At 64.0% G+C, this 14645-nt stretch carries 14 protein-coding genes and 1 pseudogene; 11 read left to right on the plus strand and 4 right to left on the minus strand.

The genetic code is table 11. The features are described from left to right. Positions 1-25 precede the first annotated feature (25 nt). From G6N55_RS21675 to G6N55_RS21690, 4 genes are all read right to left on the minus strand, one after another. Positions 26-382 (minus strand): hypothetical protein, encoded by a 357-nt coding sequence (locus tag G6N55_RS21675; RefSeq protein WP_085223819.1) that lies wholly within the window; start codon positions 380-382, stop codon positions 26-28. Positions 383-590: 208 nt separating this feature from the next. After that, a complete protein-coding gene (locus tag G6N55_RS21680) occupies positions 591-1955 on the minus strand; it encodes a cytochrome P450 (RefSeq protein WP_085223821.1) in 1365 nt (454 codons plus the stop codon). 14 nt (positions 1956-1969) lie between these two features. Then, on the minus strand, positions 1970-2170 hold the full coding sequence (locus tag G6N55_RS21685; RefSeq protein ID WP_077079253.1) for a ferredoxin: 201 nt from the start codon (positions 2168-2170) through the stop codon (positions 1970-1972). A gap of 54 nt (positions 2171-2224) precedes the next feature. Continuing rightward, entirely contained in the window at positions 2225-2926 is a 702-nt protein-coding gene (locus G6N55_RS21690; protein ID WP_085223823.1) for an SDR family NAD(P)-dependent oxidoreductase, read from the minus strand. A gap of 278 nt (positions 2927-3204) precedes the next feature. Here G6N55_RS21690 and G6N55_RS29945 point away from each other — a divergent pair. The 11 genes and pseudogenes from G6N55_RS29945 to G6N55_RS21745 form a co-directional block, all read left to right on the plus strand. Continuing rightward, positions 3205-3420, plus strand: a pseudogene (locus G6N55_RS29945) (aldehyde dehydrogenase family protein); the annotation flags it as partial. 80 nt (positions 3421-3500) lie between these two features. Then, entirely contained in the window at positions 3501-4706 is a 1206-nt protein-coding gene (locus G6N55_RS21700) for a CaiB/BaiF CoA transferase family protein (RefSeq protein WP_085223827.1), read from the plus strand. A gap of 192 nt (positions 4707-4898) precedes the next feature. After that, on the plus strand, positions 4899-5060 hold the full coding sequence (locus G6N55_RS21705) for a hypothetical protein (RefSeq protein WP_163667442.1): 162 nt from the start codon (positions 4899-4901) through the stop codon (positions 5058-5060). Further along, positions 5050-5868, plus strand: a complete 819-nt coding sequence (locus G6N55_RS21710) for an MlaE family ABC transporter permease (protein ID WP_085223831.1) — start codon at positions 5050-5052, stop codon at positions 5866-5868. The genes G6N55_RS21705 and G6N55_RS21710 overlap by 11 nt, the downstream gene beginning before the upstream one ends. A gap of 9 nt (positions 5869-5877) precedes the next feature. Beyond that, on the plus strand, positions 5878-6723 hold the full coding sequence (locus tag G6N55_RS21715) for an ABC transporter permease (RefSeq protein WP_085223833.1): 846 nt from the start codon (positions 5878-5880) through the stop codon (positions 6721-6723). An 11-nt stretch (positions 6724-6734) separates the two neighbouring features. Further along, on the plus strand, positions 6735-8012 hold the full coding sequence (locus tag G6N55_RS21720) for an MCE family protein (RefSeq protein ID WP_179968095.1): 1278 nt from the start codon (positions 6735-6737) through the stop codon (positions 8010-8012). After that, the gene (locus G6N55_RS21725; protein ID WP_085223835.1) at positions 8009-9031 is read left to right on the plus strand and encodes an MCE family protein; all 1023 of its coding nucleotides are present in this window, start codon (positions 8009-8011) and stop codon (positions 9029-9031) included. The genes G6N55_RS21720 and G6N55_RS21725 overlap by 4 nt, the downstream gene beginning before the upstream one ends. Further along, on the plus strand, positions 9031-10149 hold the full coding sequence (locus tag G6N55_RS21730) for an MCE family protein (RefSeq protein WP_085223837.1): 1119 nt from the start codon (positions 9031-9033) through the stop codon (positions 10147-10149). Before G6N55_RS21725 ends, G6N55_RS21730 begins: the two co-directional genes overlap by 1 nt. Continuing rightward, positions 10146-11564, plus strand: a complete 1419-nt coding sequence (locus G6N55_RS21735; protein ID WP_139826942.1) for an MCE family protein — start codon at positions 10146-10148, stop codon at positions 11562-11564. Before G6N55_RS21730 ends, G6N55_RS21735 begins: the two co-directional genes overlap by 4 nt. After that, positions 11561-12832 carry an MCE family protein gene (locus tag G6N55_RS21740; protein ID WP_085223839.1) on the plus strand — a complete coding sequence of 424 codons (1272 nt, stop codon included), beginning with the start codon at positions 11561-11563 and terminating at the stop codon, positions 12830-12832. Before G6N55_RS21735 ends, G6N55_RS21740 begins: the two co-directional genes overlap by 4 nt. Beyond that, positions 12833-14566 (plus strand): MCE family protein, encoded by a 1734-nt coding sequence (locus tag G6N55_RS21745; RefSeq protein ID WP_085223841.1) that lies wholly within the window; start codon positions 12833-12835, stop codon positions 14564-14566. Positions 14567-14645 lie beyond the last annotated feature (79 nt).

Consider the following 14645-nt stretch of genomic DNA (forward strand, 5'->3'; position numbering starts at 1 on the left):
ACTGATTCCGGTCCGTCTCACGCGGCTACCATCGCACGAGCGTGAACGGGTAGGTGTTGGTGCCCCCCGGTGCGCCGCCGCAGCCCGTGTTGAACGTCGAGACGACCTCACCCGCCAGCGTCACCGCATCCCACGAATAAACGTCGTGCGAGGGAAAGAACTGGACGGTGCAGCGCACGCCGTCGGGTACATCCACGGTCATGGTGTAGCGGCCGTTGGACAGGTGCGCGTCCGATTTCCAGGGGGCGGCTTGCCCGTTGGGTTGCGGAACCCCTTGCACGGTCACACATCCCGGCGCTTTAGGAGTGCAAGTGCCGAGAGCCCAGACCCAGAGGTGGCCGGGATCCCGGTTGGTGTCCACCCGGTAGTTACCGATACTCATGTCTGCGTGGGCGGTCGGTGTGACAGTCAGTGCGGCCGTGGCGAGCGCAAGGCTTACTGCGAAAGTCTTCACCGGTGGTTCTCCCGTCTCTGCACACGCGCTCGTCTCAAATATAAGGCGCGGTCACGCTGAAAAGGCCTACTCCCAAAAATCGTGGCAGTCAACGTCCGGCTTTCAGGTATGGCTGGGAAAACGCGCCGCGAGCCACCTAGTCGATGACCGCGGCTTCCTTGCGTTCGGTGATCGGCAAGGCGAGTTGTTGCTCGTCGCAGATGCGCTGCAGCTTGTCCAGCGTTTCGTCGAGGCCGGCGCCGACCGTCGGGCCGGGGGTAAAGGTGGCCGGCAGCTTGCGCATGCCCTGGATGACGCCGATGCACTCGTAGTGCACGGTGCCCGCGGGGTCGCACTGATAGTCCGGCATCCGGTCCAGAACCGCGGTGAGCATGGACTTGAACACGGTGCGCGCCACGTTGGATCCGACGCATCGGTGCACGCCGATCCCAAAGCTGAAGTGCCGGTTGCCTTTACGATCGAGCACGACCTTGTCCGGGTCGGCGAACACCGCGGGGTCCCGATTAGCCATGGCCCACGAAATCCACAGCCGCTCACCCTCTTTGAACGTGTTTCCATTGAGCTCGACATCGTCGGAGAATGTCCTGCCGTCGCCTGCCGCGGGGGTGAAGTAGCGCAGGAATTCCTCGGTTGCAGGATCGAGGAGGGTGTCGCGGTTCTTGGAGAGCAGCTCGCGCTCCTCGGGGTTCTCCGAGAGCCATTCCAGCGAGTGGGCGGTCAACGCCGTCGTGGTGTCGAAGCCGCCGCCGATGACCAGCCCGAGATTGCCGAGGATTTCAAGATCCGGGGCGGGTTCGCCGTCGATCCGCATCTGCAGGAGTCCGTTGACGATGCCGGGGCGTGGATTCTCGCGGATCTCGAGCATGTTGTTGACCATGTCGAGGCCCATCTCCCGGTGCATCGCGGTGACCCGCTCGATGTCGGGTGAGTGCTCCGGGGTGTAGACCGCCGCGTGCACCGGTTCGCTGTACAGATTCCACTTCTTCAGCGGAATGCCCAGCATTGCCAGGGTCAGCACCGCGGGCACGACGTTGGCCAGGTCGTCGACGAAGTCGATGCTGCCCGTTTCGATCTTCTCGTCGAGGCAGGCGCGGGTGACGTCGTGAATGAACGGCTCCCAGCGCTTGACAGCCGCCGGCGACAGGTAGGGGTTGAGCACGTTGCGGTAGGTGCGGTGCTCGGGGTCGTCCATCTCGAGGATGCCGCCGCGCACCATGCTGACGCGTCTGGCCTTAGGGATGGAAATCCCGCCGTAGCCTCGGCGTTCGTTGTTGATGTCGTGGTCGTTGGAGACCGCGGGGCAGCGCGCGAGCTCGAAGACCTCGTTGCTTCCGGCCGCGACCCAATGCCCGCCGTAGGTCTCGGTCCACGCCATCGGGCACTTGGCGTGCATCTCCTCGGTGATCTGCTTGAACTGGGAGCGGTACTCCGCGGTGTTGCGGTCGAAGTGGTACCGCGGCTTCTCCTGGTCGCCGTCGCTCACGACATCGTCGACACTCAAGGTGCTGTCTCCCTTTAGGTTTCGTCCGTGATCATGATCGCCTGCTCCGGGCACGAGTGCGCGGCCTCGCGAACCTGGTCTTCCTGGTCGGCCGGCACCACCTCGTTGACCGCCGACGAACTGCCGTCAATATCGCTGAGCTGGAACGAATCCGGCGCAATCATCGCGCACAGGGTGTGGCCCTGGCAGCGTTCTGAATCAACCCAGACCTTCACGATGTCTCCTCCTGTGGGCTGTCGTGTGGTTGGCGCTGCGGACGCCGACGTCGCTCAGGTGTTTCGACCGCCGTTGACGCCCAATATCTGACCGGTGATGTAGCCGGCTTCCTCGGATATCAGGAATGCGCATGCGGCCGCGATGTCTTCGGGCTTGCCGATCCGGCGCACCGGGGTCCGGGCGATGGTCTCATCGATGTCGCCGAGGTAGCCGCGTTGCTCGGCGCTGCGCAGCATCGGGGTGTCGATGAAACCCGGCGGCACCGCATTGACCGTGATCCCACTCGGCCCGTATTCGAGGGCCAGCGACTTGGTGAGTCCGTTGACCGCCGACTTGGCCGCCACATAGTGCGACATATAAGGAGCGCCGGAATGGGTGCTCGACGAAGAGATGTTGACGATCCGTCCCCACCCGGCCTCGACCATGTCGGGCAGCACCGCCTGAGTCATATGGAACACCCCGTGCAGGTTGACGTTGATCACCCGTTGCCAGTCCTCGAACGTGAGGTTGGCGAACTTCTTGAACCCGTCCAGGCCCGCGGCGTTGACCAGAACGGCCACCGGTCCCAATTGCGCGCGGATCGCCGACAGCGCGGCGTCCACCTGGGACCGATCCGTCACGTCGGCGGTGAACGCCAACTCGGCGTCCGACGGACTCAGATCGATGGTCGCGACATCGAGACCATCGGCGCGCAGCCGATGGGCGACCGCCAGACCGATACCGGATCCGCCGCCGGTGACCACCGCGGTCTTCACGCCAAGGCCCCGGGGCCAAATGCGGGCGTCTCAGTCACAAAGAATCTCCTTCGCAATTATGAGAACATTACTCTCACGCGGAAGTGACGTGCAACATAGCGGCGAAACGCCCTGCAGCCTGGGCTGAGGCCAGCCACACGCTAGCGTGTAGCCTCTACTGGCGCTGTTCAGCCCCCTTGTCCCATTCCTATGACTTTCTTGAATTCTCGAGACTCGAATGTAAGATTCGCCGGGGATGAGAATGAAATTTTCGTGACCGTCACCACACTAGGAGCCGAATGTCAGCGCAGGTCACACTGTCGGAGGCCGCGGAAACGCCAGGCTCGAGGGTCGACCGCAGACTGCTGATCGATGGCCGGCTCGTCACGACTGACAGGGCATTCCCCTCGATCAACCCCGCCACCGGAGAGGTCATCGGACACGCTCCGGACGCCGGCGTCGAGGAGGCCGAAGCGGTGATCGCCGCCGCGCGACGGGGCTTCAAGCAGTCCGGCGTCGGTCGTGAGATGGGCGTCGCCGGACTCGAAGAGTTCTCGGAGCGCACCTTCGCCGTTCCAGTGATGGGAGGCAACAAGTGAGACCGTTAGAGGGCGTTCGCGTGCTGGAAGTCGCCATGTACGGGTTCGTCCCGTCGGCAGGTGCCGTGCTGGCCGAATGGGGCGCGGACGTAGTCAAGGTCGAGCACGCGGTGACGGGCGACCCCCAGCGTGGGCTTCGGCAGACCGGCATGTTGCGCGTCGAAGGCGATCCGAATCCCAACATCGAGCACGCCAACCGCGGTAAGCGCAGCGTCGGACTCGACATGTCGGTTCCCGAGGGCAAGGAAGTGCTTTACGAATTGGCCCGCCGCTCGGACGTTTTCTTGACGAGCTTCCTGCCCGGTGCCCGGCAGAAGTTCGGCATCGACGTCGACGACATTCGCGCGGTCAACCCGAAGATCGTCTACGCGCGCGGCAGCGCGCTCGGGCCACGCGGTGAAGAGTCGACCAAAGGCGGCTACGACATGACCGCTTTCTGGTGCCGGGCCGGAACGGCCGCCACCATCACCCCGATGGGGATGCCCGGAATGATCGCGCCGCCGGGACCCGCCTACGGCGACACCATTTCCGGGACCAATCTGGCGGGCGGCATCGCGGCGGCGTTGCTCAAGCGTGAGCGCACCGGGGAGCCATCCGTCGTCGACGTGTCTTTGCTGGGCAGCGGGCTGTGGTCGATGGGCCACACCGTCGCGTTGACCAAGCACTTGAACCAGCGGCTGGAAGCACCGCCGCCGGGTGTGCACGGGGCACCGAACAACCCGTTGGTGGGGCTGTATACGACATCTGACGGCCGGTACATCTCCTTCGTGATGATGCAGCCGACGAAGTTCTGGGCCGATGTGTGCCGGCACGTCGAGATGCCGGAACTGGCGGATGACCCGCGCTTTGCGACTGTCGAGAAAATTGCTGAGAACACACCCGAAGCCGTCGAGATCTTGACCAAGGCCATCGCAACCCGCACGCTTGCCGAGTGGAGCGAGCGCTTTGCTACGTTGGCCGGCCCCTGGGCGCCGGTGCAGGACACGCTGCAGGCGACCGACGATTCGCAGATCAGAGCCAACGAATATCTCGTGCGCGCAGGCGAACTCGAGCTGGTCGCCAACCCCGTTCAATTCGATGTCACCGCACCGCAAACCGGACCGGCACCGGGATTTGCCGAACAAACCGACGAGATCCTGCAGGAATTGGGATTCGACTGGGACCGCATTATCGAACTCAAGACAGCCGGCGCAGTCACTTAAAGCCGTTACTCAGAAGCGGAGCAGCCCTCAATTGTCCAAGCCGAATATCACGTCTGTTCAGACCCGCCCGCCCGAACCGGGCGCGGCGGCCAAAACTCGTTCGATAACGGTTGCGCGATTTCTGCTTCGCTCGGACGTGGCATGAGTCACAATGACCCGACGCTTCTCACGCGTCAGAACGGAGGACCGGCGTTGAGCATGGTCGCCGCCGCTGCGCCGGAGGTCGATTCCGGAATGTGGCTGCTCGGTGAGCATTTCGCCAACAACGTTGTGTCGAATCTACCGCAGCAGATGTGCAAGAACAAGACTGTCAGTCTCGTTGGGCGGGAAGGGGCTGACGCCGATGGCAACTAAGGGCGTAGACCACTGGTCGGCGGGATTGCCGCAGCTGAAACTGAAGTGGGACATCTCGGGGCCCATGCAAGCGGTCGGAGCTTTGTTCGCAATGTCAGCGGACGCGGTCAAGTTCGTGTTCGTCCGGCCATTCCAGTGGCGGGAGTTCTTGGACCAGTCCTGGTTTGTCGCGCGGGTGGCGCTGGCTCCCACCTTGCTGGTAGCGATCCCGTTTACGGTCCTCGTCAGCTTCACGCTCAACATCCTGTTGCGCGAACTGGGCGCGGCGGACCTGTCCGGTGCGGGTGCCGCGTTCGGTGCAGTCACCCAGCTCGGCCCGTTGGTAACGGTTTTGATCGTGGCCGGCGCCGGTGCCACGGCAATGTGTGCTGACTTGGGGTCGCGAACAATTCGCGAAGAAATCGACGCGATGGAAGTGCTGGGCATCAACCCGGTGCAACGATTGGTCACACCGCGCATGCTGGCTTCCGGGTTGGTGGCCTTTTTGCTCAACAGCCTTGTCGTCATCATCGGCGTCCTTGGCGGCTACGTCTTTTCGGTGTTTGTCCAAGACGTCAACCCCGGCGCGTTCGCCGCGGGTATCACGTTGCTCACCGGGGTGCCCGAGGTGGTCATTTCCTGCGTCAAGGCGGCCCTATTCGGCCTCATCGCCGGCCTGGTCGCCTGCTACCGGGGCCTGTCGATCACCGGCGGCGGCGCTAAGGCCGTCGGCAACGCCGTGAACGAAACCGTGGTCTATGCCTTCATGTCGCTGTTCGTCGTCAACGTGGTCGTCACCGCGATCGGCATCAAGATGACGGCGAAGTAGGGGCTGCCAATGGCACTGAGGGCGGTATATCCGCGATTGAGCCGTCAATTCGAGAAGCCGGTCGCCTCGTTGGGCCGGATCGGCGACCACACCCTGTTTTACGGTAGAGCGCTCGCCGGGATGCCCTTCGCGGCTACTCATCACCGGCGCGAAGTCATTCGCCTGATTGCCGAGATCAGCATGGGTGCAGGCACTTTGGCGATGATCGGCGGAACCGTTGTGATCGTCGGCTTCCTGACGCTGGCAGCGGGCGGCACGCTGGCGATTCAGGGGTACACCTCGCTGGGCAATATCGGCATCGAGGCGCTGACGGGCTTTCTGGCCGCGTTTATCAATGTGCGTATCGCGGCACCGGTGGTCGCCGGGATTGGTCTGGCGGCCACGTTCGGCGCCGGGGTGACCGCTCAGCTGGGCGCCATGCGAATCAACGAAGAAGTCGATGCGTTGGAAAGCATGGCCATTCGGCCGGTTGCCTATTTGGTGAGCACCAGGATCCTGGCGGGAATGCTGGCTATTACGCCGCTCTACAGCGTCGCCGTAATCCTGTCGTTCCTGGCCAGTCAGTTCACCACGACGTTCTTGCTCGGACAGTCGCAGGGTTTGTACCAGCACTATTTCAACACGTTCCTGAATCCGATCGACTTGTTGTGGTCGTTCCTGCAGGCCATCCTGATGGCGCTCACCATCCTGCTGATCCACACGTACTACGGCTATTTCGCTTCCGGAGGACCGGCCGGTGTCGGCAATGCGACCGGTAACGCGGTGCGGACGTCGCTCATCGTCGTGGTGTCGGTAACGCTGTTGGTTTCGCTGGCTATTTACGGTTCAAACGGCAACTTCAACCTGTCCGGGTAAGGAGGGTAGACGTGACAGACAGATTCGGGCCAAGCCCCATCGGCCGGTCTGAAACCGCCAGTGACGCACGTCCCGTCGCCGCGTCACCCGGCCGCCATTTCGGTGCCCAGTCGTATGCGCGCCCGCTGGCGGGCCTGGCCACCTTGGTCGTCGTCGCCGTCATCTTCGCCGTTGCCGTGGGTCTGTTTCGGGGCTCCTTCACCGAATCCGTGCCGGTGACCGTGATTTCGCAACGGGCCGGCCTGGTGATGAACCCGGACGCCAAGGTCAAGATGCGCGGCGTCCAGGTGGGCAAGGTCTCCTCGATCGATCCGCTGCCCAACGGCCAAGCGGCCATTCACCTGGCGATGGACCCATCCCAGTTGCACTTCATTCCCAGCAATGTGCTGGTCGACATCGCGTCGTCGACGGTGTTCGGCGCGAAGTCCATCCTGTTGGTCGAACCCGACCAACCCTCGGCGCAGCGGCTACACGGTGGCCAGACGCTGCAGGGCCAGCACGTCATGGTCGAAATCAACACGGTGTTCCAGCAATTGGTGTCGGTGCTGGCTCAGATCGACCCGCCGAAGCTCAACGAGTCACTGGGTGCGCTGGCGCAGGCGTTCAGTGGGCGGGGTGCCAGGCTCGGCCAATCCCTGAGCGACCTGGATTCGTTTCTGGCCAGGCTGGAGCCGAGCCTTCCCGCGTTCCGCCATGACCTCGCGGTCTTGCCGGTGGTGGCCAACGCCTACGCCGATGCGGCACCGAACCTGGTGAAGACCGCCTCCAATGCGACCCGGATCAGCAAGACGATTGTCGAGGAGCAGAACAACCTGGATGCATTGCTGATCAGCGCGATCGGCTTGGCCGACATCGGCAATGACGTCTTGTCGGCCAACCGCCAACCGCTGACGGACGTAATGCATCTGCTGGTGCCGACCACCGATCTGCTCAACGAGTACGGCCCGGCGCTCACCTGCAGCTTCGGCGGTCTCATTCAGATTGGGCACGGTGCCCCGCTGTCGGAGCCGAGCATCAACATCTCGGCGAGCCTCACGTTGGGCGCCGAACGTTATCGGTACCCGACGAACCTGCCCAAGGTTGCGGCGACGGGCGGCCCGCAGTGCGTGGGTCTGCCCAAGCTGCCCTTCAACACCAACCCGCCGCAATTGATTACCGATACCGGCGCCAACGCCGGTGGGTACGGAAACCAGCAGACGTTGCTGAACTCCGACCTCCTCAAACAACTGCTGTACGGGCCGATCGCCGGTCCCCCACGCAACCCCGCGCAGATCGGACAACCGGGATGAGAATGCGCGCAACGCTAATCAAGTTCGGGGTCTTCGCGGCCGTGATGGCGATGCTTACCGCCTTCCTGTTCTTCATCTTCGGCCAGTACCGGACGGGTTCGACGACCGGGTATTCGGCGGTGTTCACCGACGTTTCGCGGCTCAAGCCGGGGCAGTCGGTACGGGTCGCCGGGATCCGGGTGGGCACGGTCGACAGTGTTTCGCTGCAGCCGGACAAAAAAGTTGTGGTGAAATTCGACGCCGACCGCAATGTCGTTCTCACCGAGGGCACCAGGGCCGCCGTGCGCTACCTCAACCTGGTGGGCGATCGCTACCTCGAACTCGTCGATGGTCCGGGCTCGCCCAAGCAGCTGCCGCCCGGCGGTCAGATACCCGTCAACCGCACCGCGCCCGCGCTTGACCTCGATCTGCTGCTCGGCGGACTGAAACCCGTTACGCAGGGCCTGAATGCGCGCGACGTCAACGCGCTGACGTCGGGCTTACTACAGGTGTTCCAAGGCCAAGGTGGGACTCTCGAGTCGCTGTTCTCCAAGACCACCTCGTTTTCAAATGCCTTGGCCGACAATGATCAAACCGTGCAGCAACTGATCGACAACCTCAACACGGTGGTCGGCACGGTCTCCAAGGACGGCACCCAGTTCTCGGCCGCGATCGATCGGCTGCAGAAACTTGTCAGCGGGCTATCGGATGACCGCGACACCATCGGGCCCGCCATTGACGCCCTGGACCGCGGAACGGCCTCGCTGGCGGATCTGCTCTCCCAGGCCCGCCCGCCGCTGTCCGGCACCATCGCTCAGCTGAACCGGCTGGCGCCGATTCTCGATAACGACAAGGACCGCCTCGACGCCGCAATCGGCAAGGCGCCCAAGAACTACCGCAAGCTGGTCCGTCTCGGCGTAGCCGGCGCCACCATCCCCTACTACCTCTGCCAGTTAGAGCTGCGCGGCACGGATCTTCAGGGTAAGACGGTGCACGCCAATGTCTTTAGGTCAGATGCGGGAAGGTGCACAGAACCCTGATGCTTAAGTATCGCGGAGGCGGCCGGGTAAAGGCCGGATTCATCGGCGTCGTCCTGGCGGTGCTGGTCATCCTGGTGGGCCTGTCGCCCGACCGGTTCATTGCCTGGGCGACGATGGTCAGGTACCAGGCACTGTTCACCGAAGCCGGCGGCATTGCGGTGGGCAACCCCGTAATCGTGTCGGGGGTGAAGGTCGGAACGGTGTCGGACGTGTCGCTGCGCCACGGCGATGCACTGGTGACGTTCACGACGAAGGGCAACGTCCTGCTCGGGTCGGAGACCACCGCGCACATCCGCACCGGCTCGCTGCTGGGCGAGCGGACGCTGACGTTGGAGTCCACCGGCGGCGGCACGATGCACCCGAACGCTCTCATTCCCGTCTCGCGCACGTCCTCGCCCTATTCGTTGACGGAAGCGGTCAGCGACTTGACATCGGACACCGCGGGCACCAACACCACGGCGCTGAATCAGTCGTTGGACACGCTGTCGGCGACGCTCGACCAGCTCGCGCCCCAAATGGGGCCGGCCTTCGACGCGCTCAGCCGGTTGTCCCGCACCCTCAACAGTCGCAACAAGAACCTGGGCGAGCTCTTCAAGAGCGCCTCCGACGTCACGGGCGTTCTTTCCGAACGCAGCCAGCAGGTCAACAAGCTCATCCTCAACTCCGACTCGCTGCTCCAGGTCCTGGTGGCGCGGCGGCAAGAGATCGTGGACTTGCTGGCCAACACGTCGGTGGTGGCAAAACAGCTGACGGCATTGGTGCACGACAACGAAGCCACCCTGGCACCGACACTGGAGAGACTGAATAGGGTGCTCGGGGTCCTGGAGAAGAACCGCGACAACATCGCCAAGGCGCTGCCGGGTCTCGCCAAATTCGAGATCACGGTCGGTGAGGGCATCGCCAGCATGTACGCCTACTCGGCGTTCGTCCCGAACTTCCTTGCCCCGCAGATCTTCCAGCCGTTCTTCGACTACCTCTGGGGATTCCGCACCTTCGACACTTCTCGCGGTCCCGGCTTCCCGTCGCCGGTACCTCGGTCGCTGGTTCCCTTCCCGTACAACGCTATTCCAATGTGCCCTGGCTGCACGTTGGGCGGCAGGATCGGAGGATCGCAGTGATCCCGCGCAAAAGGCTGGCGGTCGTCGCGGCAGTTGCCCTGGTCGCGCTCATCCTTGCCGGCGTGGCCGTGGTCCTTCGCAATACCGTCTTTGGCCCGCGGACGATTACGGCGTATTTCACCACCGCCACGGCGATCTACCCCCATGACGAGGTGCGGGTGTCGGGCGTCAAAGTCGGAAACATCAAATCCATTGAGCCACAGGGCACACAGGCCAAGATGACCCTCGAGGTCGACCGCGACGTGCCCATTCCGGCCGACGCGAAGGCGATTGTCGTCGCCCCGAACCTGGTGGCCTCCCGCTACGTACAGCTCTCACCGGCCTATCGCGATAGTGGGCCCGTGATGCGCGATGGGGCAGTGATACCGGTCGAACGAACCGCGGTGCCGGTCGAGTGGGATGAGGTCAAAACCCAGTTGATGCGGCTGGCAACCGATTTGGGCCCCAAGAGCGGAGTGTCGGGCACATCCGTGGGTCGTTTCATCGACAGCGCCGCCAACGCTCTCGACGGCGGTAACGGCGACAAACTGCGGCAAACACTGGCTCAGTTGTCGGGGGTGGGCCGGATCCTCGCCAACGGTAGCGGCAACATCGTCGACATCATCAAGAACCTGCAGACCTTCGTCGGCGCGCTGCGGGACAGCAATGTCCAGATCGTGCAGTTCAACGAGCGCCTGGCCACTCTCACCAGCGTGGTCAACGACAGCAAATCCGATCTCGATGCGGCGCTGACAGATCTGTCGACGGCCGTCGGTGAGGTGCAGCGATTCATCGCCGGCACGCGCAACCAGACCAGCGAGCAGATTGCCAGGTTGGCCGACGTCACCCAGAACCTGGTCGATCACCACATGTCCCTGGAAAACATTTTGCACGGCGCGCCGACCGCACTCGGCAACTTCTTCAACGACTACAACGCCGACACCGGAACCATCGTGGGGGGCTTCGGGCTGATGAACTTCGCGAATCCCACTTGGGGCGGCCAGCTTCTGCTGTCGGCTCCGGGCTGCGACCAGATCGGCGCCATCGAGAACGTGACCGCGGTCGAATCCGGCAAGCTGTGCGCCCTGTTTCTCGGCCCCGGATTGCGACTGCTCAACTTCAACAACTCGCCGCTTCCGATCAACTTCATTCTGCAGAAGTCCATCGACCCGTCCAAGATCCTCTACACCGAACCGCGTTTGGCACCCGGCGGTGAGGGCCCGAAACCCGGACCACCCGAGATCCCGCCCGCGGTATCGGCCTATACCGGCCTGCCCGGTGATCCGGTCGGACCGCCGGGGGCGGTGCCACCGGAGCGGATACCGGGTGCGGCGATGCCGTTGCCGCCTCCGCCGTCGACGCCGATGCCACCACCACCGCCACCGGCGGCGAGTGTGTCGGACATGCTGCTGCCAGCCGAAGGGCCACAGCAGTGATCGCCCGGGTCGCGGCTCGGCGGGTGTTGACCGTCGGATGCTGTGTGGTGTTCACGGCGACGGGATGCGCGTTTCACGGCCTGAATTCGTTGCCGTTGCCCGGTGCGGTGGGGCGTGGGCCGGGGGCCAACATCTATCACGTCGAACTGCCGAATGTTGGCACGATGGAGTCGAATTCGCCGGTGATGATCGACGATGTCGTGGTCGGCAGTGTCGGGGAGATGCGGGTGCAGGGCTGGCACGCCGACGTCGAGATCTCGGTCAAGCGTGATGTGGTCGTGCCGGCCAATGTGGTGGCCAGTGTGGGTCAGACCAGCCTGCTGGGGTCGATGCACGTGGAGCTCAACACCCCACTCGGTCAGGGCGGCCGCGGACGACTGCAGCCCGGGGCCACCATCCCGCTGAGCCGGGCCACGGCGTATCCGTCGACCGAGCAGACGTTGTCGTCGCTGGGCGCGGTGGTCAACGGCGGAGGACTGGGGCAGATCGGCGAGGTCGTCCACAACTTCTCCACCGCGCTGTCGGGGCATGAGGGTGCGGTGCGTGATCTGATCACGCGCCTGGACACGTTCGTGGGGACGCTGGATCAGCAGCGGGACAACCTCGTTGACTCCATTAAGGCGCTGAACCGGTTGTCGGGCACGTTCGCCGATCAGCGCGACGTGCTGACCGAGGCGTTGCGCAAGATCCCGCCGGCGCTCGATGTGTTGATCAAGGAGCGGCCGCGGCTGACCGCCGCGCTGGATCACTTGCGCGTGTTCAGCAATACCGCGAACCGGTTGGTCAACGACGCTCAGGATGATCTGGTCAAGAACCTGAAGAATTTGGAGCCGGCCATCAAGGCACTCGCCGATGTGGGACCGGAGTTCGGCATGGCGATCGCGGCAGGGTTCGTGTTCCCGTTCACCCAGAACTTCGTCGACCGCGCGGTCCGGGGCGACTACTTCAACCTGCATGTCGACCTCGACCTCTCAATTCCCCGGCTCAAGAAGGGATTGCTGTTGGGGACCCACTGGGGGCAGCTGGATATGCCGGTGGTACCGGAGCCCGGGGACCCGTATCGCATGAACTACACACTCGATCCGTTGCACGACCCGGTGCGGCCGCCATGGATCGATCCCAATGCGCTGCCGCTGCCCCCGCCGCCAGCCGGGGTCCCGTTGCCCGGGCCTCCAGGGGGTTATTACGGCCCCGCGCCCGGGCCGCCGCGGGCTCCTCAGCCTGACGCGGGTCTGGGTCAAACGGCACCGACGGGAGGTGGCGGATAGATGCTGACGCGCTTCGTTCGGCTGCAGTTGTGGATTTTCACGATCGTCGGGACCCTTGGCGTGATCGCGATGGTGATCTTCTACATCCAAGCGCCGACCCTGCTGGGCATCGGCCGGATGACGGTGACGCTGGAGCTGCCGGCTACCGGCGGCCTGTATCAGTTTTCCAACGTGACCTACCGCGGGGTTCAGATGGGCAAGGTCACCTCGGTGGGTTTGACTCCGACCGGCGCGAAAGCGACGCTGTCCCTTAACACTTCACCCAAGGTCCCCGCGGACCTGACGGCGGCGGTGCTCAGTGTTTCCGCGGTTGGTGAACAGTATGTGGACCTACGGCCCAAAACCGATTCGGCGCCCTATCTGCACGACGGCTCGGTAATCGCCGCACGCGACACGACGATTCCGCAGGCGGTCGGCCCGATGCTCGAGCAGCTCAATGCCTTGGTCGGCAGCATCCCGAAGTCCAAACTCGGCCAATTGCTCGACGAAACCTTCCGCGGCTTCAACGGTTCCGGTTACGACCTGGGGTCATTGATCGATTCCTCGGAGACACTGTCTCGCGATGCCAACGGGGTTGTCGATCGCACCAAAGCCCTCACCGAAGACACTGGGCCGCTGTTGGATACGCAAGCAAGCACCACCGATTCGATCAGGACGTGGGCACGTAGCTTCGCCGGGATTTCGGATGTGTTGGTGGACAACGATTCCCACTTCCGTACCATCCTGCGAAACGGTCCCGACGCTGCGAACGAGGCGTCCCGGCTTCTCGAACAAGTCAAGCCGACGTTGCCGGTGTTGCTTGCCAATCTGACCACCATCGGGCAGATCGGCGTCACCTACCACCCCTCGATCGAGCAGCTGCTGGTGTTGCTGCCGTCGGCGGTTGCCATCGAGCAGGCCGCTCAGGGCGAAAACCATCCCGACGGTAAGGCCATGGGCGACTTCGCACTTACGATCGACGACCCGCCCATCTGCACGGTCGGCTTCATGCCACCCAACACGTGGCGATCCCCGGACGACCTCAGCGACATCGACACACCGGACGGGTTGTATTGCAAACTCCCGCAGGATTCACCGCTGGCGGTTCGCGGTGCCCGCAACTATCCCTGCATGGGCCATCCGGGTAAGCGCGCGCCCACCGTCGAAATCTGCAACAGCGACAAGCCGTTCATGCCGCTGGCGATGCGCCAGCACACTTTGGGTCCCTACCCACTGGATCCGAATCTGCTCGCTCAGGGCGTCCCGCCCGACGACCGGATCACCGGCGATAGCAGAATTTTCGCCCCGATAGGGGGAACGCCGCTGCCTCCGGGAGCGGTGCCGCGCGGCACACCAGCGGGGCCGCGTGGAGAAAATCCGCCAGCGGGTACGCCTGGAGCGGCGGTGCCACCGGTGCCGTCGTCGGGACCGGTGCTGGCGCCCATATCGCCGATGTCGGCTGAACTTCCGCCGATAGCACCACTCGACCTTCCTGCGGCCGGGGAACTTCCCGCACCAGCGCCGCCACCGCCCGCCGCCCCCGCACCACCGGATCAGGTGGTCGACGGTGGACAGCCCCAGGCTGCGCCAAGCTCGTTCGGAGCCAACGGATCTAAGCCCAAGCCGTCGGTCGTGGTGGCAAAGTACGATCCGCGCACCGGTCGTTACATCGGCCCGGACGGGAAGTTGTACGAGCAGTCGGATCTCGCGACCTCGAAAGCGCCCAAGACGTGGAAGGACATGCTTCCCACCTGAACCCGCCCGGAGACCGTGCCCGGCACGAAATGGGGGTACCGCCCCCTGCGGGGAGGTGGGGCAGTGAAGCTACGACCGC

The sequence above is a fragment of the Mycobacterium florentinum genome (assembly GCF_010730355.1).
Classification (GTDB): Bacteria; Actinomycetota; Actinomycetes; order Mycobacteriales; family Mycobacteriaceae; genus Mycobacterium; species Mycobacterium florentinum.